At 40.2% G+C, this 25,094-nt stretch carries 20 protein-coding genes; 10 read left to right on the top strand and 10 right to left on the bottom strand.

The features are described 5' to 3' along the window. Positions 1-8: 8 nt before the first annotated feature. The 5 genes from rsmG to mnmE all read right to left on the bottom strand — a co-directional run bounded on the left by rsmG (position 9) and on the right by mnmE (position 6,212). Positions 9-629 carry a 16S rRNA (guanine(527)-N(7))-methyltransferase RsmG gene (gene rsmG, locus L3V41_RS19545; protein WP_062568478.1) on the bottom strand — a complete coding sequence of 207 codons (621 nt, stop codon included), beginning with the start codon at positions 627-629 and terminating at the stop codon, positions 9-11. A gap of 15 nt (positions 630-644) precedes the next feature. Further along, on the bottom strand, positions 645-2,534 hold the full coding sequence (gene mnmG, locus L3V41_RS19540) for a tRNA uridine-5-carboxymethylaminomethyl(34) synthesis enzyme MnmG (protein ID WP_193988063.1): 1,890 nt from the start codon (positions 2,532-2,534) through the stop codon (positions 645-647). Between the two features lie 428 nt (positions 2,535-2,962). Then, positions 2,963-3,412 (bottom strand): FMN-binding protein MioC, encoded by a 450-nt coding sequence (gene mioC, locus L3V41_RS19535; protein ID WP_062568476.1) that lies wholly within the window; start codon positions 3,410-3,412, stop codon positions 2,963-2,965. 532 nt (positions 3,413-3,944) lie between these two features. Next, complete coding sequence (locus tag L3V41_RS19530; protein WP_237128331.1) at positions 3,945-4,703, bottom strand: isocitrate lyase/phosphoenolpyruvate mutase family protein; 759 nt, start codon at positions 4,701-4,703, stop codon at positions 3,945-3,947. 144 nt (positions 4,704-4,847) lie between these two features. After that, positions 4,848-6,212 (bottom strand): tRNA uridine-5-carboxymethylaminomethyl(34) synthesis GTPase MnmE, encoded by a 1,365-nt coding sequence (gene mnmE, locus L3V41_RS19525; protein ID WP_062568466.1) that lies wholly within the window; start codon positions 6,210-6,212, stop codon positions 4,848-4,850. 209 nt (positions 6,213-6,421) lie between these two features. Here mnmE and L3V41_RS19520 point away from each other — a divergent pair, with 209 nt between their 5' ends. Beyond that, positions 6,422-8,569, top strand: coding sequence for a TonB-dependent siderophore receptor (locus L3V41_RS19520; protein ID WP_237128330.1), 2,148 nt, complete (start codon positions 6,422-6,424; stop codon positions 8,567-8,569). A gap of 9 nt (positions 8,570-8,578) precedes the next feature. Beyond that, the gene (locus L3V41_RS19515) at positions 8,579-9,784 is read left to right on the top strand and encodes a PepSY-associated TM helix domain-containing protein (protein ID WP_237128329.1); all 1,206 of its coding nucleotides are present in this window, start codon (positions 8,579-8,581) and stop codon (positions 9,782-9,784) included. A 56-nt stretch (positions 9,785-9,840) separates the two neighbouring features. Here the strand turns inward: L3V41_RS19515 and yidC are convergent, their stop codons facing one another. From yidC to rpmH, 4 genes are all read right to left on the bottom strand, one after another. After that, positions 9,841-11,472 (bottom strand): membrane protein insertase YidC, encoded by a 1,632-nt coding sequence (gene yidC / locus L3V41_RS19510; RefSeq protein WP_237128328.1) that lies wholly within the window; start codon positions 11,470-11,472, stop codon positions 9,841-9,843. 8 nt (positions 11,473-11,480) lie between these two features. Next, positions 11,481-11,753, bottom strand: a complete 273-nt coding sequence (gene yidD, locus L3V41_RS19505; protein ID WP_054554794.1) for a membrane protein insertion efficiency factor YidD — start codon at positions 11,751-11,753, stop codon at positions 11,481-11,483. A 128-nt stretch (positions 11,754-11,881) separates the two neighbouring features. Next, complete coding sequence (gene rnpA / locus L3V41_RS19500) at positions 11,882-12,304, bottom strand: ribonuclease P protein component (protein WP_062568462.1); 423 nt, start codon at positions 12,302-12,304, stop codon at positions 11,882-11,884. A 7-nt stretch (positions 12,305-12,311) separates the two neighbouring features. Next, complete coding sequence (gene rpmH, locus L3V41_RS19495; protein ID WP_045980711.1) at positions 12,312-12,446, bottom strand: 50S ribosomal protein L34; 135 nt, start codon at positions 12,444-12,446, stop codon at positions 12,312-12,314. 505 nt (positions 12,447-12,951) lie between these two features. On the opposite strand from rpmH, the gene dnaA reads away from it, so the two are divergent. The 7 genes from dnaA to L3V41_RS19460 all read left to right on the top strand — a co-directional run bounded on the left by dnaA (position 12,952) and on the right by L3V41_RS19460 (position 22,640). Further along, positions 12,952-14,352 carry a chromosomal replication initiator protein DnaA gene (gene dnaA / locus L3V41_RS19490; RefSeq protein WP_237128327.1) on the top strand — a complete coding sequence of 467 codons (1,401 nt, stop codon included), beginning with the start codon at positions 12,952-12,954 and terminating at the stop codon, positions 14,350-14,352. Between the two features lie 13 nt (positions 14,353-14,365). After that, positions 14,366-15,469: a DNA polymerase III subunit beta gene (dnaN, locus tag L3V41_RS19485; RefSeq protein WP_062568460.1), complete on the top strand. Its 1,104-nt coding sequence runs from the start codon at positions 14,366-14,368 to the stop codon at positions 15,467-15,469. 6 nt (positions 15,470-15,475) lie between these two features. Then, complete coding sequence (recF, locus tag L3V41_RS19480; RefSeq protein WP_062568459.1) at positions 15,476-16,570, top strand: DNA replication/repair protein RecF; 1,095 nt, start codon at positions 15,476-15,478, stop codon at positions 16,568-16,570. Between the two features lie 12 nt (positions 16,571-16,582). Beyond that, positions 16,583-19,009, top strand: coding sequence for a DNA topoisomerase (ATP-hydrolyzing) subunit B (gene gyrB / locus L3V41_RS19475; protein ID WP_237114648.1), 2,427 nt, complete (start codon positions 16,583-16,585; stop codon positions 19,007-19,009). 142 nt (positions 19,010-19,151) lie between these two features. Further along, a complete protein-coding gene (gene glyQ, locus L3V41_RS19470) occupies positions 19,152-20,051 on the top strand; it encodes a glycine--tRNA ligase subunit alpha (protein WP_237120476.1) in 900 nt (299 codons plus the stop codon). Positions 20,052-20,059: 8 nt separating this feature from the next. Then, a complete protein-coding gene (gene glyS, locus L3V41_RS19465) occupies positions 20,060-22,129 on the top strand; it encodes a glycine--tRNA ligase subunit beta (RefSeq protein WP_237128326.1) in 2,070 nt (689 codons plus the stop codon). A 61-nt stretch (positions 22,130-22,190) separates the two neighbouring features. Further along, positions 22,191-22,640, top strand: coding sequence for a hypothetical protein (locus L3V41_RS19460; RefSeq protein WP_062568455.1), 450 nt, complete (start codon positions 22,191-22,193; stop codon positions 22,638-22,640). Positions 22,641-22,713: 73 nt separating this feature from the next. Here L3V41_RS19460 and tusA read toward each other — a convergent pair whose 3' ends face one another. Then, positions 22,714-22,953 carry a sulfurtransferase TusA gene (tusA, locus tag L3V41_RS19455; RefSeq protein WP_062568454.1) on the bottom strand — a complete coding sequence of 80 codons (240 nt, stop codon included), beginning with the start codon at positions 22,951-22,953 and terminating at the stop codon, positions 22,714-22,716. A gap of 140 nt (positions 22,954-23,093) precedes the next feature. Here tusA and L3V41_RS19450 point away from each other — a divergent pair, with 140 nt between their 5' ends. Continuing rightward, positions 23,094-25,058 (top strand): RNA-binding domain-containing protein, encoded by a 1,965-nt coding sequence (locus L3V41_RS19450; protein WP_062568453.1) that lies wholly within the window; start codon positions 23,094-23,096, stop codon positions 25,056-25,058. Positions 25,059-25,094: the final 36 nt, after the last annotated feature.

Here is a 25,094-nt window from a genome sequence, read left to right as displayed (position 1 = left end):
TCTGATCCCTAGTCTTTAGATAGAATGATTAGATGTCTTTGTGCATCTAACTCAGGTACTTCCAAGCTGATTTTTTCATCAAACTTAATACCTTTAGGTAATGAGTCTAGTTCTTCGCTCGGAAACACGCCTTTTAAGGCGATAAATTTACCTGAATGATCAATCAAGTGCGCACACCAGTCAACCATATCTTGCAATGAAGCGAATGCACGACTTAAAACACCATCTAATTTAACACTTGGTTGATATTCTTCAACTCTAGACTGCACTGGGGTTACATTTTCAAGGCCTAGTGCATGTTTTACCTGCATCAAAAAGCGCACCCGTTTACCTAAACTATCTAACAATACAAATTGTGTATCAGGTAAAGCGATAGCTAATACGATACCCGGTAAACCAGGGCCTGTACCTACATCAATGTAATGTTTGCCTTCAAGGTGTGGTGCAACAACTAAGCTATCCATAATATGCTTAACCATCATTTCTTCAGGTAAACGAACAGAGGTTAAGTTATATGCTTTGTTCCACTTGTCGAGTAATTCAACATATTGCACAAGTTGTTGTTGCTGTTTTTCTGTTAGCGCAATGTCAGTTTGCGCTAACAGTGAAGTTAATTGTTGTTGTAACACTGTATTCCTCACCAACTACGCAGTCTTGCGCAGTAAGCCTTGCTTTTTCAGATAAACTAATAATAGCGAAATAGCAGCAGGGGTGATACCTGAAATACGTGACGCTTGGCCAATTGTATCTGGACGACTATCAGTAAGCTTTGCAATAACCTCATTTGATAAACCAGAAACAGTTGAATAATCAAAGTCTTTTGGTAATACAGTTTGTTCATGACGTAGTTGCTTGTTGATCTCATCTTGTTGACGAGCAATATAGCCTGCATACTTAGTATGAATTTCAACTTGCTCAAGTGCAGCTTGGTTATCAAACTCAGAACCTAAACCATCGATCGCCATTAGGTCATTATAACGAATTTCAGGACGACGGATCAGATCCTCTAAACTCGCTTCACGCGTAAGTGGTGTTTTTAATAGCGCGTTTACTTGATCAACAGCAACGTGATCTTTGTGGATCCATGTTTCTTTTAAACGTTGCGTTTCTTTTTCGATGATTTCCATTTTTTCGTTAAAGGCAGCCCAACGAGCATCATCAACTAAGCCAAGTTCACGGCCTTTAGCAGTTAAACGAATGTCAGCATTGTCTTCACGAAGTAATAAACGGTATTCAGCACGGCTGGTAAACATACGGTACGGTTCTTTAGTACCTAATGTTGCTAAATCGTCAATTAGTACACCTGTGTATGCTTCATCACGGCGAGGTGTCCAAGACTCTTTGCCCTGTACTTGTAATGCCGCGTTCATACCCGCGATTAAACCTTGTGCGCCGGCTTCTTCGTAACCGGTTGTTCCATTGATTTGACCTGCGAAGAATAAACCATTAATAAATTTCGTTTCTAATGATTGCTTTAAGTCGCGCGGATCAAAGAAGTCATACTCAATAGCATAACCAGGACGACAAATATGTGCATTTTCAAAACCAGTGATTGATTGCACAATTTCAAGTTGCACATCAAACGGTAAACTTGTCGAGATACCATTTGGATATAATTCGTATGATGTTAGACCTTCAGGTTCAACAAAGATTTGATGTTTATCTTTATCAGCAAAACGTACGATCTTATCTTCGATTGAAGGGCAGTAACGTGGACCAATACCTTCAATAACGCCTGAATACATAGGTGAGCGATGTAAGTTATTGCGGATCACATCATGTGTTTTTTCATTTGTATAAGTGATGTAACACGGGATCTGCTGTGGATGATCTGCTTGTTTACCCATAAATGAGAATACAGGCGTTGGGGTATCACCAGGTTGTTCTTGCATTTTGCTAAAATCAACAGTACGCGCATCAATACGAGGAGGCGTGCCTGTTTTTAAGCGATCAACACGAAACGGTAATTCACGTAAACGCTCTGCAAGTGCAATTGAAGGTGGATCACCGGCACGACCGCCTTTGAAGTTCTCTAAACCAATATGGATCTGACCACCTAAGAAAGTACCCACGGTAAGAACCACAGAAGGCGCGCTAAAACGAAGACCCATTTGAGTTACAACACCGATTACTCGATCACCTTCAACGATTAGATCGTCACATGACTGTTGGAAGATCTTTAAATTTTCTTGATGTTGTAAAGTGTGTTGAATAGCTGCTTTATACAAAGCACGGTCAGCTTGCGCACGTGTAGCACGTACAGCAGGGCCTTTAGATGAGTTTAAAGTACGAAATTGAATACCGCCTTTATCAATAGCCTGAGCCATTGCACCACCAAGTGCATCGATCTCTTTAACTAAATGGCCTTTACCAATACCGCCAATTGCCGGATTACAAGACATTTGACCAAGGGTATCCATATTATGAGTTAGCAATAGGGTATTCATGCCCATGCGAGCAGATGCTAATGCAGCTTCAGTACCTGCATGTCCACCACCTACAACAATAACATCAAAACGTTCGTGAAAAATCATTTATGGGATCCTACTAATCAACCAGCAAAACTTTGTAAAGGGAGCGTATTCTACCTAGAAATTTAGAGAAGATAAATGATTAAACAGTGCTCAAGATCTAAGTGGGTGATCTCTAATAATATAAAGGATCTTTTAAAGAGATCTTTTATTACTCTTACTATTAGTAACGGCTAGATCTGTTGATAATGTTCGCTTTACTATTTAAAACATGATCTTAACGCAGATCTAAAGGTGTTAGTATGATCGGATCTTCCCGAGTACAAGCTTTGATCAAAAGGGCTATTTATACACAGGGGAATATCAGTTGGATCTTATCCAAGGGATAAACTAGGTTAAAATCGCAGTTAGATCAGTGTTTATCCACAATCCGATCTAAATTATCAGTAAATTGTGGGTAACTTTTATTACAACGATCAACACCGATCGGCTTAATTGAGTCCTACTGACTCGATCCAGCTTGGTAACCAGGCTAATGCTGTGTCTTCTGGTAATGCTTCATCAAGAATATTGAGCTCTAAGCGTTCTGCCACGCGGTTTGCACCTTTATTTGCTAATAATTCATCGAGATTACGGCCTGCATAATTATAGGTGTCGTAACTAGTGTCACCTAATCCGATCACACTGTAGTTTAATCCTTTAAGATCAGCCTGTTGGTTAATTGATTCAACAAATGGCAGTAGGTTCTCTGGGTAGTCTCCCGCACCATATGTCGAAGTACATAACAACCAAATAGTATCTTGCTGAGCAATATCATCAAATTCAGGCTGTTCGTGAAGCTGCACTAGAACTCCTTGTTGTTCAAGGGCTTCTGCCAGTTGCTCTGCCACGTATTCAGCAGATCCCATTTGGCTGCCAACGATGATATTTACTGATTGCATGTGATTGATCATGTATAGAAATAAGTGGCCACATGATAACTAAGTTAGGGTGTGAGTAAAGCGTTGAATTACGATCTGAATAAGTTTTTCTGCTTAAAATAACAGCTTAAATTTAATGTTTTTTATAATTAACTGTTTTTAATGGTTTTTTATATTGGTTCATAAATTAAACCCTTTGATCAAGCTGTTAATAAATTTGGGGAAAGTTCTGATCAAGCTAGAATTTAGACACTGTATAACTTTGCTAAGTTGTTGATCTTTAATTGTGCGTAAGTGCTTTGTTTTTTAGATCTGATTTAAATAGTGAGTATGATCGTTTTGTGGATAGATCGCTTGTTGATAACGATCGGTTTGCAATTTGCGATCAATAAAATAGATCGAAAAAAACTAAAATAAGCGCCAATTTAGGGTGTTTTTAAGAAAATTAGTTATTAAAAAAGGCCGTTGTATGAAAATAGATTCAAATTACAGCGTTTTTTTATGATCAAATCAGCCTTTAGATCTAAAAAAGCCCCAAATGTGGATAACATTTTTAGTTAAATTCGATCTTAAAAGCTGTTTTGATCTGATTTAAACTGGTTTTTATCGTATTGCCGACTAGATCATAGAGCGAATTACCCAATGAAAACCGTTTTGCACCACCAGCGAAAGCCGCTTTTGCTGAGTTAAAACTGTTTATCGCCATCACATTTAGTGGCATATCTATCGTGTTAGCTAAGCTGATGTGCTCAATGTTAGTTATGCCGGGCACAAACAGACCGTCTGCACCTGCATCTTGATATGCTTTTGCGCGCTTCAATGTTGCTTGAAAAGGGCTGTCACTAACAAAGTAGGTATCGGTTCTGGCGTTAATAAATAAACTACCGAAGCTATTTTCGTTAAGTACTTTCTTTATCTCACTAATAATAGTGCATTGCTGCTCGATAGATCTCAGTGTGTCAGTCTCTTTGTCTGAATCTTCTATATTGATGCCTACAACCCCTAATCTTGCTAATACTAAAACGTTTTGGCTGATTTGCTGCGGATCGTTACTGTAACCTGACTCTATATCGACAGAAAGTGGAATATGAAGGTGTTTGGTTAAGCTTTTAACCAGCGTTATCTGAGTTTGAAAAGAAATGTTTTCACCATCAGCTAGACCTAAACTGGCAGCAATACCCCAGCTGGTTGTTGCTACAGCCTTAGCTCCCGCAGCTTGGATGAATTGTGCAGAACTTAGATCCCACGCATTAGCGAGTACAAAGCCCTTTTGCTGGTGGTGTAATTGGTGAAAGAGTTGATATTTGTCCATGATGTCCTCCGTTTAATGACATCGCTAGACTAATTGATATGAAATTAATTACTGGCTGGTTTCGGCCCTGAACCGATAATTGATTGCAGGATTAAAATAAAAAAGAGTCTTGCGACTCTTTTTATAAATATTGATGACCGGAATTTATTTACCGATACAGAACGAACTAAAGATTTTCCCTAGTAGGTCATCAGAAGTAAATTCACCCGTTATCTCATTTAAGAACTGTTGAGTTAGACGTAACTCTTCAGCCAGGATCTCACCTGCAATATGCATCTCTAATTGCTCTTTGCCCGTGTTTAAATGATAGGCTGCGTGATCAAGTGCATCTAGGTGACGACGGCGCGCCATGAATCCACCTTCTGTGGCACCTTGGAAACCAATACATGCCTTTAAGTGAGTACGAACTAACTCTATACCTTCTGCATTTTTAGCGCTTAAGCGGATCACTGGATATTGATCATGTTCATCCATACCGACATTTTCACCAGAAATATCGGCTTTATTTCGGATCACAGTAACGCCCATACCTTCTGGTAACTTGGCCATAAACTCCGGCCAGATATCATGAGGGTCAGTGGCTGATGTATCTGTGCCATCTAACATAAATAGTACGCGATCGGCTTGGTTAATTTCATCCCATGCGCGCTCAATACCAATTTGCTCAACTTTATCTGGGCTTTCACGCAGACCTGCGGTATCAATAATATGCAGTGGCATACCGTCAATGTGAATATGCTCACGTAATACATCACGTGTTGTGCCAGCTATTTCGGTAACGATGGCTGCATCTCGGCCAGCTAACGCATTTAATAAGCTTGATTTACCAGCATTAGGGCGACCGGCAATAACAACACGCATACCTTCACGCATGATGCTACCTTGCTTAGCTTGCTGAGTTACATTCTCTAATTGATCAATAATAGCATTGAGATCTGCGGATACTTTACCGTCTGATAGGAAGTCGATTTCTTCATCTGGAAAATCAATCGCGGCCTCAACATACATACGTAGGTGAATGACTTTCTCCACCAGCGTTTCGATGTGCTTAGAAAATTCACCTTGTAGAGATTGGAGTGCACTTTTTGCAGCTTGTTCACTGGTTGCATTGATGAGGTCGGCAATTGCCTCAGCTTGAGTTAAATCAAGCTTGTCATTCATAAATGCGCGCTCAGAGAACTCTCCTGGCTTTGCTAAACGAACACCGTCAATTTGGCTAATCTCTTTTAATAGCATATCTAATACAACAGGACCGCCGTGACCTTGTAGTTCAAGTACGTCTTCGCCGGTAAATGAGTTTGGCCCTTGGAAGTAAATAGCAATACCTTGGTCAAGCTGTTCACCGCTCAAGCTTTTAAAGGGCACATAGTCTGCGTAACGTGTTTTAGGGCAACGGCCAATAATGTGCTCTGCCACTGTTTTAGCTAAGCTGCCAGAGACGCGAATAATACCAACCCCACCACGTCCAGGTGCGGTCGCTTGTGCTGCAATTGTGTCTTGATTAATCATGCGATGAAATAATGCCAATAAAAGAATGAATGCTGGCTCTATTGTAACCTATGGCTTAATTTCATGCGAATAGCTGTTTGAGTAATGAAGTAGCAAAAGCCTGATGTAAGTAATACTTTATTTAGCTTTAATTAATAATAAACACATATTGCAAATGATAATTATATTCATTAACATGTTGCGCATTATTAATCTTGACCCTTTTTACTATGCGTTTTTCTGCTGTTTTTATTGCTCTTGCTGCGGGTTTTTCAGGTATTGCTCATTCGCAAACTGAAGTTGCTACTTCTGATCAAAATGATTTAAAAGAACTCGAAAAAATAGAAGTTGTTGGTCGTGCGTTTTCTTTATATCGGCCAACCGAGTCTAGCTTTGCTACTCGTACCAATACACCTTTAGAGAAAATTCCTCAGTCAATTCAAATTTTGCCGCAGGAGCTGATTAGCGATCAGGCTGCTCGCCAAATTACCGACCTTTATAGCAATATTGCTGGTGTTAATGCTTTTAGTTATTCAGGCGTGACATTCCGTGGCTTTCGCCAAGATGAGATTTTATACGATGGTGTAAAGGGCGATCCTTTCAATGGCTTTGCTGTACCGCAATTATTTAATATTGAACAAGTTGCGGTTTTAAAAGGGCCTGCTGGTGCTATATACGGCAGTGGTAATCCGGGCGGTATTATTAACTATGTGACTAAGAAGCCTAAATTCACCAGTGAGCACAATATTGAAGTGGAAGTGGGGAATGATGACTTCTTCAGTGGCGCATTAGAAAGCACGGGGACTTTAAGTGAGTCACTTGATAACCATGCTTATCGTATTGGTCTTTACCGTGATACTGAAAAACCATTCCGCGCTAATACTAGCAGCGATAATACCATTGTTGATCTTGGTTATACGTGGTTTATAAATAGTGCAACCGAATTGACCACTCAGTATACCTATATAGAGCAAGAGTTGGGTGGAGCACGTTTACGTGGTGTACCTGCCGATGATAATGGCAATTTTCTAACTGATATTAGCTGGAACCATAACGAGGCGACAGACTTTCAAAATGTTGAAGCCCATGTTTATCAGGCTACTTTAAAACATGAGTTTAATGATGTTTGGCGCACAGATGTTACAGCACGTTATTTTGATAACAAAGAAGTGCAAAACTACCATGAACCAAGAGGCCTCGTTGATACAGATGACGACGGTATTGTTGATTGGAGCCACCGTGAGTTTCGTGATCAAGTACGTGAGAACAAAGGCTTTAGCTTAACAGCTAATGCGATTGCAGAATTTGTAGTGGCAGACATGCAGCATCAAGTGCTGTTTGGTAGTGATTGGTATGAACATGATTTTGAAAGCGTTTACCGTACAGCTACACAACAAAGTAAAGGTGGCCCAGTACCAGGTCTTGCTCTTAACAACCCTGAATATGGTTTAACCTCTGCTGATGATTATGACCTTGATAGTATTACACCAAGGCTTGGCAAAACGAATAGCACCCGTTTTGGTGCGTACTTGCAAGACCAGCTAGATATCACCGCAAATTGGAGTGTGACTGCTGGCTTAAGGTATGATCGTTTTGAAGATAAAGATTTGTTAAATCAAACAGAGTTTTCTGATAGCGACTTAACCTACCGAATTGGTACCAGCTATAACATTAACAATATGTTCTTCCCTTATGCGTTACATGGTACTGGCTTTGTACCGCAAAGTGCCAGTAATCAAGAAACAGCTAAAGGCGGCCCATTCTCACCAGAGACTAGTCGTATCAACGAGTTAGGTTTAAGAACCAAGCTATTAGATGATACGCTTGCCGTAAATATGGCTGTGTACGATATTGTCCGCGAAAACATCCTGCAGCCTAGCTTATTAGGTGATGTTGCAGGTGACGGCGTTGATGACTTAGTTGCCGTTGGAGAAGTACAAAGTAAAGGTTTTGAACTCGAAGTGGTTGGTGACATCACTGAGCGCTGGGTAGTTACTGCAAGCTATGCTTATAATGATACCCGTATCACTGAAGCAAATGATAGTATTACTAACCAAATTCCTGATAGCGATAAATTTGCTAACGCGCCGCAAAATACCTTAGGTATATGGACACGCTATGAGCTACCTAGCTTATCGTCATCCATTTCTGCTGGCTTAGATTATGTTGATGAACAGCTTAGTTTAGGTGGCCAACACGTTAAACCTTACACTGTTTACAACATGGCGTGGCAAACAAGGGTCGATAACTGGCAATGGCAGCTATCAGTTAAGAACGTGTTTGATAAAGAATACGCAAGCAGCGGCTTTATCGAGCGAACAGGGCACTTTCCTGGTGAACCGCGCCGTGTCTATTTAAGTGCTAAATACAGCTTTTAATGGTGGCGTGTGAACGCTAAAAGATGGTTTAACTTACACTCTTGGGCAGGACTCTTTGTTGGAGTCCTGCTTTTTGTTACTTGTGTATCGGGCACACTCGCTACGTTAAGCCATGAACTCGAGTACTTAACAGGCGCTAAGTACCGTGCTTTAAGTTCTTCTTCCTCTACTAACTACCTTGCTCTCGAAAACACCCTTAATAAGCATTATCCGCAAGCTCAGATACTCTATATACAACGTCATAAGCAAGATTACCTTGCCACTGAAGCGGCCCTTAAAGTTGGTGACTCATTTCGTTTTGTTTATTTAGATGCAGCAACCGGCACCTTACTTGGTGAAGGAGAGTGGGCGCGGATATCGCGGTTTTTACGTAACTGGCATATGAACTTGTCGATGGGCTGGACAGGTAAATTAATCGTCACCAGTTTGAGTATGTTACTCGTTATTTTATTGGTTTCGAGTTTTTATGTGTATCGGCGCTGGTGGCAAGGCTTTATAAAAAAGCCTGCTGCGCTTAGCCTTGATAAGCGCAGTAGTTGGTCTGATTGGCATAAGCTGTTAGGGCTTTGGAGTTTATGGTTTATTGCTGTGATGGCAATTACAGGGATTTGGTATTTAGTCGAACATGGGCTGCAAACCGCAAAAGTGCCACACACTGTTTCTGCTCCACCAGCTGTGAGTGAGTTTAAAAAACAAAGTCCTCGTAAAGATGTATCGCCAATTAGTTTAGCTGCTGCTTATGAGGCCGCTCAACAGGCATTTCCTAGCCTTGATATTCGCTATATTCGTTATCCTAATAAAGCGGATCAACCTATTGAAGTGCGTGGTTATAACAATGATATTTTACTTCGTCTACGTGCTAATCGTGTGTATTTGGAGCCAAGCTCCGGTGAAGTTCTTGGCATACAAAAAGGGGAACAATTACCTATTGTCGCAAGAATCACCGATACCGCTGATCCTTTGCATTTTGGTAACTTTGCAGGAATTGGTACTAAGCTTATTTGGGGGTTATTTGGTGCATTGATGAGCTTTGTAAGCGCTGCTGGCATCTATATGAGTTGGCTTAGGGTTAAGCGTAAAACAACGGCTGTAAAGTGGCTTGGATTATCAGGGATGATTGCAATCGGTTTGGTGGTTGCTTCGCTACTAACAACAAGTTTGAGCTTTACTGAGCGCAGTGTACCCAATCAGGTTTATTCTCCTATTCTGGGTTAGCTATTTTCAGGTATTAAAAAAGGCGCAGTTAGCGCCTTTTTTGTTGGGTTAAGAGTTTAGCCTCTTACCTTAATACCTTTTTTCTCCATACCGCGGTAGATGATTAGCATCTGTGCGATTGAGATAAGGTTCGATACTAACCAGTAAAGTACTAGACCAGATGGGAACCATAAGAAGAAAATTGAGAAGATTACAGGCATAAAGGTCATCATTTTTTGCTGCATAGGATCTTGAACTGTCATAGGTTGCAGCTTCTGAGTAACGAACATACTTAAACCAAATAGAACTGGTAATACATAGTATGGGTCCATTGCTGATAAGTCATTTAACCATAAAACGAATTCAGCATGGCGTAGCTCAGTTGATTCTAGGAATACGTAGAATAAGGCTAAGAAAATAGGCATTTGTAGTAAAAGAGGGAAACAGCCACCCATAGGGTTCACTTTTTCTTTCTTATACATTTCCATCATAGCTTGACCGAATTTTTGACGATCATCGCCATACTTCTCTTTTAGAGCAGCCATTTTAGGTTGTAATGCGCGCATCTTCGCCATCGACGTATATTGCGCTTTTGTAAGAGGGTACATTGCAGTTTTAACGATAACCGTAATTGCAATGATTGCCAGACCCCAGTTACCTAGGATGCTGTGTAACCACTTCAGTAATACAAATAATGGTTGAGAGATAAACCATAACCAACCATAGTCTACTGTGAGGTCTAAGTCTGGGTGAATTGCTTCTAGTACATCAGACTCTTTTGGGCCCATGTAGTACGTAGAAGAAAGAGTCGTTTGTGAGCCTGCCTGAACATTTACCGCTTCACCTTTAGTACCAATAATGGCTGCATTACCAGCAACTAGTTTGCTGTAAAGGGTATTTTGTTGATCTTGCTTTGGCACCCATGCACTTACGAAGTAATGTTGGATAAATGCGATATAACCGCCAGATGTAGTGATGTTGAGGTTTTTATCAGCCATGTCTGAGAAGCTGTACTTTTCGTATGGCTCTTCTTCAGTACCGTAAGCTGCACCTAGGTAGTTTTGATCAACTAAGCTACCTTTTTCTTGTACAGTACGCTTAACTTGCGTGTATAGCTGAACTTGAATAGGCTCTGCTGTTACGTTGTTTACTGTGTACTCTAAATCAACGGCGTAATTACCTTTTTTGAAAATATAAGTCTTAGTAAACGTAATACCTTTACTGTCAGTGAATTCAAGTGGAACACGCAGCTCATCACCATTTAATGTAAATGCTTTTTGTGTGGTTTTGTAAACAGGGCGGCCTTTGACTGTTGCGTCGGGGCCATTTAAGCCTATCAAGCCACTTTGTGAGAAGTATTGTTTACCGTCAAACACACCTAGGAGCATGTAAGGAGTATCACTACCTTTTGTCTCTTCATATTGAAGTAGGTCTGCTTCAATAATGTCACCACCGCGGGTGTCAATTTTTACAGTAAACACATCAGTTGTTACATCAATAACTGAGCGCTTTGCTGTTGTAACTGCAGGTACTTCACCGTCAGATGATGCCGGAATAAACTCATCTGATTCTGGTGTTGTTGCGCCTTGTGTTTGTGTTGTGGCACTTGGATCAGCTTTTGGTGCATTGTAGTCGTTATTCCATTCTTGGAATAATAAAAACGACACAAGCATCAAGCCGATTAATAAAAACGTGCGTTGCGATTCCATAACAGCTCTTATTTCTCGTGTTGGTGGTTAATATGATTTTTTGCCGGTACGGGATCATCCCCACCAGCATGTAAAGGGTGACATTTTAATATGCGTTTAACAGCTAACCAACTGCCTTTTACACTTCCATGCAAATTAATTGCTTGAATAGCATAACTTGAGCAGGTTGGATTAAAACGACAATGCGGGCCTAATAACGGGCTTACCCATTTTTGATAGCCGCGTATAAGCATGACTAAACAGCGCTTTGGAATAGCAACAAGTGGCTTAAGTAACCTCATGATGTGTCTGCCCCTGCGTTAATTTAGTCAATGGATACCATGAATTTAAATTCCCAATATAGAATTTTAAATGCATGATTAAAAGGTGAGCTAAAGATACCCTAATTAAGCCTGTAATTCTATTGCTATCAGGCTTGTTTATTAGATTTAGCCAATTTATTGGGGCGTTTTTTAAAAGGAGGTGGCTTTGGTGCACCTGGCTTGCAGCGTTCATTAATTTTTCGCCACAATTTATCCAATTGTTTGGTTAGCTCTGCGTTTGACTGCTCATCAATACCACTTTTAACCATAAGCACTATATCAATGTTATCGAGTTTATGTTGATTTAAACGGAAACTTTCGCGAGCAAGGCGTTTAATTCGATTTCGTTGACAGGCTTTTTTAACGCGTTTTTTTGCAACCGTAAGACCTAATCGAGGATTAGCTTGGTCATTGCGTTTGGCTAATAAAGTAAAGAAAGGAGTCGCAGCGCGTGCTGGTTCATTAAAAATGCGGGAGTAATGCGAGGGAGTTAACAAACGTAACTCCCTGCTGAAGCTAAAGTCTTCCACTTATATATTAAGCAGAAAGTACTTTACGGCCTTTAGCACGACGACGAGCTAATACTTTACGGCCATTTGCTGATGCCATACGAGCACGGAAACCGTGTGTACGTTTGCGTTTTAAAACGCTAGGTTGAAAAGTTCTTTTCATAACAATTCCATCCGATCGGTTAAGGTTAAAACATCCTATGCAGGTCGCGATCCTGGCACAGGTGCCATTGCGAGCGCGAGATATTATAGATGAAGACCACAAAAGTCAATCATTAAAACGCTGCAGAGGTAGTAATTATAAAGGATCCTTTACCTTGATCATATAGGATCATCATAAATAAGAAGTTTTCCACAGCCTCTGTATAAAAAGTGAATAAAAGCTTGGGAAAAGTAAATTAGATCGTAGATTTCGATCGCGATCCGCCTGCAAATTTGCTATGATCAGTGTTCAGGTTGAAAAAATAAACACACTATAAATCATGGTGTTACTTGTTTTTTTGCGTGAGATCATCTTTTTCAGAAAAATCAATCTTGTACTTGTGGATAAAGTGCCTTCATAATAGTCGGTCTGGGTCGATAAAATCGGTCAAAGATTAGCAATAAATGTTTGATTTTCCATCATTTAAGATGAACGGGAATAAAATTAAATCTCTAGGAGTTTAATAGTGTATCTGTCGGTTTGGCAAAGTTGTTTATATGTATTGCAAGATGAATTGCCGTCGCAGCAATTTAGTATGTGGGTAAGACCACTTCAAGCAGAAAGTACCGAAGATACGTTAACTATATATGCACCGAATCGTTTTGTATTAGATTGGGTGAGAGAAAAATATTTAAACCGTATTAATGAATTGCTTGTTGAAATTTGTGGTGATGAAGCACCTGAACTTCGTTTTGATGTTGGTAGTAAACCGATTTTAAATGCCCAAGCAGCAACGATGCCAGCAGTTGCTGAAGCAAGTTCACCAGTGAGTGCACAACACACAACTGAAAAACAACAGCCTAAGGCTGAGAAAAAAGCAGTAGAGCCTGCTCCTAAATCAGGCTATAAATCAAACATTAAAGAAAATTACACCTTTGACAGTTTTGTTGAAGGTAAATCAAACCAATTAGCAAAAGCTGCAGCGACTCAAGTTGCAGATAACCCAGGCTCGGCATTTAACCCTGTATTTATTTACGGTGGAACGGGTCTAGGTAAAACGCATTTATTGCATGCTGTGGGTAACGGTATTATGGCTAATAAGCCAGATGCGAAAATTGTTTATATGCACTCCGAACGTTTTGTGCAAGACATGGTAAAAGCATTGCAAAATAATGCCATTGAAGAATTTAAACGTTATTACCGAAGTGTTGATGCATTGATGATCGATGATATTCAATTTTTCGCTAATAAAGAGCGCTCGCAAGAAGAGTTCTTTCACACCTTCAACGCTTTGCTTGAAGGGAATCAACAGATTATATTAACTTCAGACCGTTATCCTAAAGAGATTGAAGGGGTTGAAGACCGCCTTAAATCACGTTTTGGTTGGGGCTTAACCATTGCTATTGAGCCGCCAGAGCTTGAAACTCGCGTTGCTATTTTGATGAAAAAAGCCCAGCAAAGTAAAATTAATTTACCTCATGAAGTGGCCTTTTTTATCGCGAAAAAATTGCGTTCAAATGTACGTGAATTAGAAGGGGCGTTAAACCGTGTTATTGCTAATGCAAATTTTACTGGTCGTCCAATTTCAATCGATTTTGTAAAAGAAGCCCTACGTGACTTACTTGCATTACAAGATAAATTAGTAACGATTGATAATATTCAGCGTACTGTGGCTGAGTACTACCGAATTCGTGTATCAGATTTACTATCTAAGCGTCGAAGCCGATCAGTAGCAAGACCGCGCCAAGTAGCGATGGCGTTATCAAAAGAGCTTACAAATCATAGTTTACCTGAAATAGGTGATGCATTTGGTGGTCGTGATCACACCACAGTATTGCATGCATGCCGTAAAGTTAAATCACTGCGTGATGAAAGCCACGAAGTGAAAGAAGATTATCAAAACTTAATAAGAACCTTGTCATCTTAAGGCCGACTTTATTATGCAAATAACAATATCAAGAGAGCAATTTTTAAAACCTTTAGTTCAAGTGTCAGGTGCGATTGAGCGTAAGCACACCTTACCAATTTTATCGAACGTGTTACTAGTTGTTGAAAACGGACAGCTTTCGATGACAGGTACAGATCTTGAAATTGAGTTAGTAGCCAGTGTTTTTGTTGGTGAAGATACGCCAGATACACAGTTAACTTTACCAGCTAAAAAATTACTCGATATTTGTAAAAGTTTACCCGATGGCTCTGACCTTACACTGAGCAGTCAAGATCATCAGCTTCTACTAACAAGTGGTAAAAGCCGTTTCTCTTTAACAACCTTGGCTGCTGAAGACTTTCCTAACCTTGAACAGTGGGATGGTGAAGTAGAGTTTCAACTAACGCGTTTAGAGCTACGTAAGCTTTTAGAAAGCACGCATTTTTCTATGGCGAATCAAGACGTCCGTTATTATTTAAATGGTATGTCATTTGAAGTTGATAACGCAGATATTAAAACAGTGGCCACAGATGGTCACCGTTTGGCTATTGCGCAAAAACAATTACCACAATCTTTAAATACGCAGCGTCAGTTAATTATTCCACGTAAAGGTGTGCAAGAAATTATGCGCCTAATGGTGGCTGATGATGAGCTAGTTACCATTCAATTTGGTGCTAACCATATTCGTATTATTGATACTGAATTTACGTTTACCAGTAAACTGGTTGATGGTCGTTTCCCTGATTATCGTCGAGTATTGCCGCGTGGAGGAGACAAAGTAATTACTGCTAATCGAGAGTGGTTACGCAGTGCATTCCAACGTGTGTCTATTTTATCAAATGAAAAGTTCCGTGGCGTACGACTAAATCTGTCTGAAGGTTTATTGAAAATTACAGCAAATAACCCTGAGCAAGAACAAGCTGAAGAAGTGGTTGAAGTAATGTATCAAGGCGGCGAACTTGAAATTGGCTTTAACGTTTCTTATGTTCTTGATGTACTTAACACATTAAAAACAGAAGATGTTACGTTTACGCTTGCAGACTCAAATAGCAGTGCGCTAATTGAAGGTGCGGGCGACGAAGAAGCTATGTACGTTGTTATGCCGATGCGCCTATAAGCTTGTATGAGTTTAAGTCATTTAAGCCTCAATAATTTTCGTAATATTGAGGCGCTGACACTTGAGCCTGTAAATGGAATTAATATAATTTATGGCGAGAATGGCAGCGGAAAAACCAGCCTCCTTGAGGCGATATATTTCCTTTCTCACGGTAAATCATTTCGTACCGCCAAACATAAAAATATTATTCAGCATCAACAAAACAAGTTTGTTATCCATGGACGCAAAACGCTACATGATTTGTCTATTCCGATTGGTATAAGTAAAAACCAAGCGGGTGAAACATCTTTAAAGATTCAGGGTAAAACGAGCCGTAAAATTTCTGAATTAGCTCAGCTAATACCTGTACAAGTTATTACTCCTGAAAGCTATTCATTATTTTTTGGTGGACCAAAAGAGCGCAGAAAATTTCTCGATTTAGGATTGTTCCACGTGGAACATGACTTTTTTTATTTGTGGCAGTCCTTTAATAAAGTACTGAAACAACGTAATGCTTTACTGAAAAGTAAACCTCGAGATTATTTCGAACAGATCAAGTTTTGGGACAAAGAATTTGTTAGACTAGCTGAACAAATAAATAATTTAAGAATCGCGTATATAAGTAGGTTTAAGCAGCAGTTTTTTGATAAAATGTGTGCAGAATTAACGCTTGTTAGCGATTTAGAAATTAACTTTCATGCGGGTTGGAAAGAGAGTGAAACGCTCTCTGAGGCGCTTGAGCAAAGCTTTGAACGTGATGCCAAACAAGGTTTCACAAGTAAAGGTCCGCATAAAGCTGATTTTAGTTTTAGTGTTTCTGGTAACAGTGTAGAAAATACATTTTCTCGCGGTCAATTGAAGCTCTTGCTTTATGCGTTAAAAGTAACGCAAAATAGCTTAATTGAGTCAGAAACAGATAAGCAATCTATATTGCTAATAGATGACTTACCTTCAGAACTAGGTGAAGATACAAAAGAAAAAGTGGGTCAGCTTTTGACTCATTGCGATTCGCAACTTTTTATCTCATCAATTTTATCTGAAAGTATTTCTGCTGTGGTGGAACCCATGCAACGAGAACTAAAAATGTTCCACGTGAAACATGGCAACCTAATAACAAGATAAGTGGGATTAACCATGTCTGAGAATTACGATTCGTCGAGTATTAAAGTACTTAAAGGATTAGACGCAGTAAGAAAGCGTCCAGGAATGTATATAGGGGATACCGATGACGGTACAGGCCTACACCACATGGTGTTTGAGGTTGTTGATAACTCTATCGATGAAGCCTTAGCTGGTCATTGTGATGATATTTTTGTAACGATTCACTTAGACGGTTCAGTCTCTGTAAGAGATAACGGTCGTGGTATTCCTACATCTATTCACGAAGAAGAAGGAGTTTCAGCGGCTGAAGTTATCATGACGGTACTTCATGCTGGTGGTAAGTTCGATGATAACTCATATAAAGTATCGGGCGGCTTACACGGCGTAGGTGTTTCGGTAGTAAATGCACTATCTGAAAAACTACAACTAACAATTCGCCGTGAAGGTAAAGTACATCAACAAACTTATACTATGGGTGTACCAGATGCGCCATTAGCTGTAATTGGTGATGCAACTGACACAGGTACTGAACTACGTTTCTGGCCAAGTGGTGAAACATTCACTGATCTAAACTTTCACTATGATATTTTAGCAAAGCGCTTACGTGAGCTTTCGTTCTTGAACTCTGGTGTAAGTATCATTCTTACTGATGAGCGTGAAGAATCTAAAAATGACCACTTCAAATATGAAGGCGGTATTCAAGCATTCGTAGAATATCTAAACCGCAATAAAACACCTGTGCATAAAAGTGTTTTCCACTTTACCCATGAGCGTGAAGAAGACGGTATTAGTGTAGAAGTTTCAATGCAGTGGAATGATGGCTTCCAAGAGAGCATTTACTGTTTCACAAATAATATTCCCCAACGTGATGGTGGTACGCACTTAGCTGGCTTTAGAGCAGCATTAACGCGTACGCTAAATAACTACATGGAAAAAGAAGGCTTTAACAAAAAAGCGAAAACAACAAGCAATGCAACGGGTGATGACGCTCGTGAAGGCTTAACTGCGGTTGTAAGCGTTAAAGTTCCCGATCCAAAATTCTCATCACAAACTAAAGACAAACTAGTATCAAGTGAAGTGAAATCTGCTGTAGAACAAGCTATGGCAGAAAAACTAACAGAGTTCTTATTAGAAAACCCTGTTGATGCGAAAACAGTTGTTGGCAAAATTATTGATGCGGCACGCGCTCGTGAAGCAGCGCGTAAAGCACGTGAAATGACACGTCGTAAAGGTGCAATGGATTTAGCTGGTTTACCTGGTAAATTGGCAGATTGCCAAGAAAAAGATCCAGCACTTTCTGAACTATACATAGTGGAGGGTGACTCTGCAGGTGGTTCAGCTAAGCAGGGTCGTAACCGTAAAAACCAAGCTATCTTGCCACTAAAAGGTAAGATTCTTAACGTTGAAAAAGCACGCTTTGATAAGATGCTTTCTTCTCAAGAAGTAGCAACTCTAATCACTGCATTAGGTTGTGGTATTGGTCGTGATGAATATGACCCAGAAAAACTACGTTATCATCGTATCATTATCATGACCGATGCGGACGTGGATGGTTCACACATTCGTACCTTACTACTGACTTTCTTCTATCGTCAAATGCCAGAGATTGTAGAAAAAGGCTTTATCTATATTGCACAACCGCCACTTTATAAAGTGAAAAAAGGTAAGCAAGAACGCTACATTAAAGATGACCCAGCGTTAGTTGATTACTTAACATCATTAGCATTAAACAATGCTGCACTTTATACAAGTGAAGGGGCATCTGCACTTGAAGGTGAAGAATTAGAAAGAATTGTTCACGACTATCAAAATACAGTTAAAGTAATTGAGCGCTTAAAACGTAAATATCCAAACTCGGTTATGGAACGTTTAATTTATCAAAGCGAAATTACAGAAGCAGATTTAGCAGATGAAGCAAAAGTTAAAGAGTGGACTAACACGCTAGTTGACGACTTAATTGCACGTGATGAAGATGCAACTATTTTCCACGCGGGCACTGAGCACGATACTGAGCGCAATATGTATTATCCTGTTGTGAATATTCGCCAGCATGGTGTGGATAAAGCACATGTATTGAACTTCGACTTCATTACATCGCGTGATTATAAGCGTATTGCTGCGACAGGTGTAAACATTGCAAACTTGCTTGAAGAAGGCGCTTATGTTCAACGTGGTGAGAAGACATTAGCTGTTGATAACTTTGTGGATGCATTAGAGTGGTTAATCTCTGAATCGAAGCGTGGACTATACATCCAACGCTATAAAGGACTCGGTGAGATGAACCCAGATCAGCTTTGGGAGACCACCATGGACCCTGGTGCACGTCGGATGTTGAAAGTAACAATTGAAGATGCTGTTGCAGCTGACCAATTGTTCGCGACATTAATGGGTGACCAAGTTGAACCTCGTCGTGACTTTATCGAAACGAATGCGCTACGCGTAGTTAACTTAGACGTATAAAGTTAAAATAGATATTTAAAAAGGAGCCAACTGGCTCCTTTTTTTATTACTGAAAAAGCACAAACTGCTTAAAACCTTACTGCACACAAGGTATACTGAGAGCAATTTTCAGACTAAACGCACCAGATACTATAAGCCAAATATGCAAAAATATGACGTTAAAACCTTTCAAGGTTTGATCCTGGCTTTACAGGACTATTGGGCACAGCAAGGCTGTGTGATTGCTCAACCACTCGATATGGAAGTGGGAGCAGGGACATTTCATCCGTTAACTTTCTTAAAGTCGATTGGCCCAGAGCCAATGTCGAGCGCGTATGTTCAACCATGCCGCCGTCCAACTGATGGTCGTTATGGTGAAAACCCGAACCGTTTACAGCACTACTACCAATTCCAAGTAGTATTAAAGCCATCGCCAGAAAACATCCAGGAGCTGTATTTAGGCTCATTAGCTGCTGTTGGTATCGATACACTAACTGATGAAGTGCGCTTCGTAGAAGACAACTGGGAGTCGCCTACATTAGGTGCTTGGGGGCTAGGTTGGGAGATCTGGTTAAACGGCATGGAAGTAACTCAGTTTACTTACTTCCAACAAGTTGGTGGATTAGAGTGCTCACCAGTAACCGGTGAAATCACTTATGGTCTTGAGCGTTTAGCAATGTATATTCAGGGCGTAGATAGCATCTATGACCTAGTATGGGCAGACGGTCCTATGGGTCGTGTGACATACGGTGATGTATTCCATCAAAATGAAGTAGAGCAGTCAGCTTATAACTTCGAACAAGCGGATGTTGAGTTCTTATTTGCACAGTTTGATCATTGTGAAAAAGAAAGCGAAAAGCTAATTGAAGCAGGCTTATCATTACCAGCTTATGAGCAAGTAATGAAAGCATCACATGCGTTTAATTTATTAGACGCTCGTCACGCTATCTCAGTAACAGAACGTCAACGTTATATCTTACGTGTTCGTGCTTTATCAAAAGCATGTGCGCAAAGTTACTATGATGCCCGTGAAGCTCTTGGTTTCCCGCTTTGTAAGGATTAAGAATTAGCATGTCAGCAGAAAATTTATTAGTAGAAATTGGCACTGAAGAGTTGCCACCAAAAGCACTTCGTAAACTTGCTGAGTCGTTTGCTGAGAACTTAGCAGCTGAGCTTGTAAGCTTAGAACTAAATCATCAAGGCGTTAACTGGTACGCATCACCACGTCGCTTAGGTTTACGTGTTACTGCACTTGAAGCTAAACAAAGTGACAAGGTGGTAGAAAAGCGTGGCCCTGCAGTTGCAGCAGCGTTTGATGCCGATGGTAATCCAACTAAAGCCGCAATGGGTTGGGCTCGTGGCTGTGGCATCGATGTAAGCGACGCACAAACGCTAGAAACAGATAAAGGCGCTTGGTTATTACATAAAGCACAGGTTGAAGGTCAAGCAACGACATCGCTTATGAGTGAAGCTGTAAACAAAGCACTTGCTAAATTACCTATCCCTAAACCAATGCGTTGGGGTGCAAATAAAACACAATTTATTCGCCCAGTACACACTGCAACTATTTTGTTTGGTAGCACGCTAATTGAAGGCGAAATCCTTGGTAAGCAAGTTGGCAACCAATTACAAGGTCACCGTTTCCATCACCCAGAAAAAGTAACAATCAACCACGCTGATGATGTGTTTGATGTGCTGAAATCTGCTTACGTTGTCGCTGACTTCGAAGCGCGTAAAGCACAAATTCGCGAACAGATTGAAGCAGCAGCTAGCGCTGTAAATGCAAAAGTAGCGATGGATGAAGACTTACTTGAAGAAGTAACATCGTTGGTTGAATGGCCAGTAACGCTGACAGCAACATTCGAAGAAGCATTCTTAGATGTCCCTTCAGAAGCGCTTATCTATACCATGAAGGACGACCAAAAGTACTTCCCGTTATTAGACCAAGATGGCAACTTACTTAACAAGTTCCTATTTGTTTCTAATATCGAAAGTAAAGATCCGAGCGTGGTAATTGCTGGTAACGAAAAAGTTGTACGCCCTCGTTTAGCTGATGCGCAGTTCTTCTACGAAACTGATAAGAAGAAAACGTTAGAGAGTCGTTTAGAGTCGTTAGATACTGTTTTATTCCAAAAGCAACTTGGTACGCTGAAAGATAAATCTGAGCGTATTAGTGAACTTGCAGGTTACATTGCAGAGCAATTAGGTGCCGACGCAGAGCTTGCTAAGCGTGCAGGTCTTCTAAGTAAAACAGACTTAATGACCGAAATGGTCATGGAGTTTACCGACGTACAAGGTGTAATGGGTATGCATTACGCTCGTCACGACGGTGAAGCCGAAGAAGTTGCACTGGCGCAAAACGAACAATATATGCCTCGCTTTGCGGGCGATAACTTACCAACAAATGTGATCAGCTGTGCGGTCGCAATTGCGGATAAGTTTGATACGCTGGTAGGTATTTTTGGTATTGGCCAAGCGCCAAAGGGTGACAAAGATCCATTTGCACTTCGTCGTGCTGCCATTGGTGCTTTACGCATCATGGTAGAAAAATCATTACCGCTAGATATTTTAGATCTTGTTGCTAAGTCACAAACGCTATTCGGTGAAAAGCTAACTAACCTGAATGTATCAACGGATGTGTTTGAGTTCATGCTAGGGCGTTTCCGCGCATGGTATCAAGACGAAGGTATCGAAGTTGATGTCATTCAAGCGGTACTAGCACGTCGTCCAACTAAACCAGTTGATTTCGATCGTCGCGTTAAAGCGGTAAGTCACTTCCGTACATTAGACGCAGCAGAAGCACTTGCAGCGGCAAATAAACGTGTAAGCAACATCTTGGCTAAGAATGACATCACAACACAAGGTGATGTGAATGAGAGCCTATTAAGCGATGACGCAGAGAAAGTATTAGCGTCACACGTTGCTAAGTTTGCAACCGAGCTTGCACCTTTGTATGCAAATGGCGATTACCAAGAAGCACTATCACAACTTGCAGGTATCCGTGAGAGTGTTGATAACTTCTTCGATAATGTCATGGTAATGGCAGATGACGAAGCGGTTAAACAAAACCGTTTAGCATTATTAAGTCAGTTAAGCCGTCTGTTTTTAGATATTGCTGATATTTCTGTACTTCAGAAGTAAGTAGTAGCCAATTAATAAAAGCCAGCTTTGTGCTGGCTTTTTAGTAGCATAAGGAACAGTAATGAAACGTGTAATTACTTTAGCATTAGCAGGTTTATTAACAGCCTGCACGAGCCAAATACAAATGCCAAGCATTGACGACATGCTGCCAAGCAAAGACTTAGACCGTACCATGTACCTGCGTGGCGACTTTACGTTATGGGATGCTGAACCACAATATATACTTGAGCAAGTTGCATCAGGTATCTTCCAAGCAGAAGTAACGTTCTCAACACCAGGAAAAATCTATGAATTTAAAGTGGCTGATGCTAACTTTAGTCAAGGCTATAACTGTGGTTATAGTGACATGGACCCCGCAGGACAAGTACTATTATTAGGTCAGGCTGCCATTGCCGATTGTAATACTATTTACAACTACTTTAGTTTTAAACCAGCGACAAAAGGCGTGTATGTAGTGAGCTTTGATTACCGCAATAGTAATAAGCCAAAAGTGACAGTTACTAAAAAGTAACTGGAGTTTTTGAGTGGGTTTTTAATTGATAAAGGTAACAATTAAATGCTCACTCTCATCTTATTTATCTAGCCTATAGTCCTTTCTTCAGCAAATATTTAAATGGCGCTTGCTCAACATCTTTAGCCACTAGCGTGTGATCCATAAAAGTACAAAAGCTTGGAATGTCGCGGGTGGTTGATGGGTCATCGGCGATGATAAGTAATGTTTCGCCATCTTTCATTTTACGTACTGCGCCACGCACCATCATGACAGGTTCTGGACAACGAAGGCCAAGTGCATCTAATTGGTGATCGGGATTATCAAAACTCATGGCTGACCTTTTGGATGAAAGAGACGATTAATAAGCGGCTATTTTAACTTTCAAAAAATAATAAATAAAGTTGTACAACAATTGTCGTGTATGTAATTTTAAGTATGTATTTACAGTATTGATTTACTAGGGTTTACAGAATGTTTCAGATTACAGATGAAAAGGACTTGCAAGCACTCTCTGAGTCTGAGGAGCTGGAGTTTAAATTAGCTCAAGGTAAGGACGGTCGTGGGAAATTACCGGATGATTTTTGGCCTACCTATAGTGCAATGGCAAATACTCGTGGTGGGTATGTTGTATTAGGCGTAAAAGAAAAGAGAGGCTCTTTAACTGTTGTTGGAATTCAAGATATAAATACAGTACAGAAACAATTGTTTGATATAGCAAATAATAAGGCGAAGGTTAACATCAACTTATTAACTAACGAAGATGTTAAGCAAATAAATATTGATAATAAGCTGTTGCTAGTGATTAGAATCCCATCAGCTAAACGTGAAAATAAACCCGTTTATCTTAATAATCAACCAATGAAAGAGACATACATTCGGCTTCATGAAGGTGATCAACACTGTGATGAAGAGCAAGTGAAAAGAATGATGGCTGAGCAAATTGAAAGTTGTAGGGATGACAAAATATTAATTGGATATAATTTTGATGATATAGAGCTTGAAAGTTTAAGAGCATATAAGAATCTATTAGCAGTTGCAAAACCTCAGCACCCTTGGTTAGAGTTAGATCTTTTTGATATGTTTAAGAAGCTTGGTGGTTGGAGAAAAGATAGGGCTTCAGGAGAGGAAGGATTAACTTTAGCAGGGATTTTGATGTTCGGTAATTGGGATGCAATTCAAGAGGCCCTCCCCAATTATTTTGTTGATTATCGAGAACGTGATGAAGCGAATACAGAGAGATGGGTCGATAGGCTTTACCCTGATGGTTCATGGTCCGGGAATATTTTTGACTTCTATCGCCGTACTTATAGAAAATTAACTAATGATCTAAAAGTGCCATTTGAGCTTCAAGATGGTGTACGCCTTGATGAATCAAAGGCGCATGAAGCTATAAGAGAGGCTTTAGTTAATACACTTGTTCATGCCGATTATACCGGAAGAAGCTCTATTTTAATTGTAAAACGTCCTGATTTATATGGGTTTCGTAATCCTGGATTAATGAGAGTCCCTCCCGAACTAGCAGTTAAGGGAGGTGAAAGTGATTGCCGGAATCGGAGAATGCACCAAATGTTTCTTATGATAGGGGCTGGTGAGAGGGCTGGTTCAGGTGTGCCGAAGATATATAGTGGTTGGAGATGGGCCAATTGGAGAACACCCAAATTATATGAAAAGCAAACTCCGTCTGAACAAACGTTATTAGAACTATCTACTGTAAGCTTAATACCTAAAGAAATTACAGAACTTTTAGGTTCTCTTTTTGGTGACTCTTTTTACTCATTAGGTGAGTTGGAGCAAATGATTGTAACCACTGCTGCTATTGAAGGGTGGGTAAATCATGAGCGCTCTTGCCAGCTTACAAGTAAACATTCCCGGGATGTTACACTAGCTTTACCAAGATTAGTTGATAAAGGCTTCTTAGTATCAAGTGGAGAGAAGAAAGATAAATCATATAGTTTACCAGGTATGGAGCCTCCATCTCCTGAGGATGTATTTACAAATGTGTTAACCTCTATTGATAGGTTAACGCATAACGTTAATAGCTTAACGTATAGTGAAGATGGCTTAACGCATAAAGAGCTGAATGCGGAAAAGAAATCTGATGACAGAGATGAAAAAGGTAGATTTATCAGTGACATGCTTGATAAGCCTTTTGTTGATGAACTAGATTCATTGACCGAGCATTATAGAACTGAGCTTAACGCATTAGGAGTAAGAGCTCGAGAACAGAGGCGCCTTGATATAGATACTATGAAAATGTTGATAAAAGATCTTTGTAGAGGGCATTATATATCGGTTGCTGTGCTTGAGGTTTTGCTTGATCGTAAACCACAAAGCCTAAGGCAAAACTACTTAAAGCCGATGGTGTCCGAAGGGGTTCTAAAAATGGCCTTTCCACATAAACCAAATTCGCCTATGCAAGGTTATACGGCTTTATAGCAAATAAAAAAGGCGCACTGAGTAAATCAATGCGCC

Source organism: Pseudoalteromonas sp. L21 (assembly GCF_021728035.1).
GTDB lineage: Bacteria > Pseudomonadota > Gammaproteobacteria > Enterobacterales > Alteromonadaceae > Pseudoalteromonas > Pseudoalteromonas arabiensis.
Note: the sequence above shows the minus strand (reverse complement) of the source record. Positions and strands in the feature narration are given on the sequence as shown.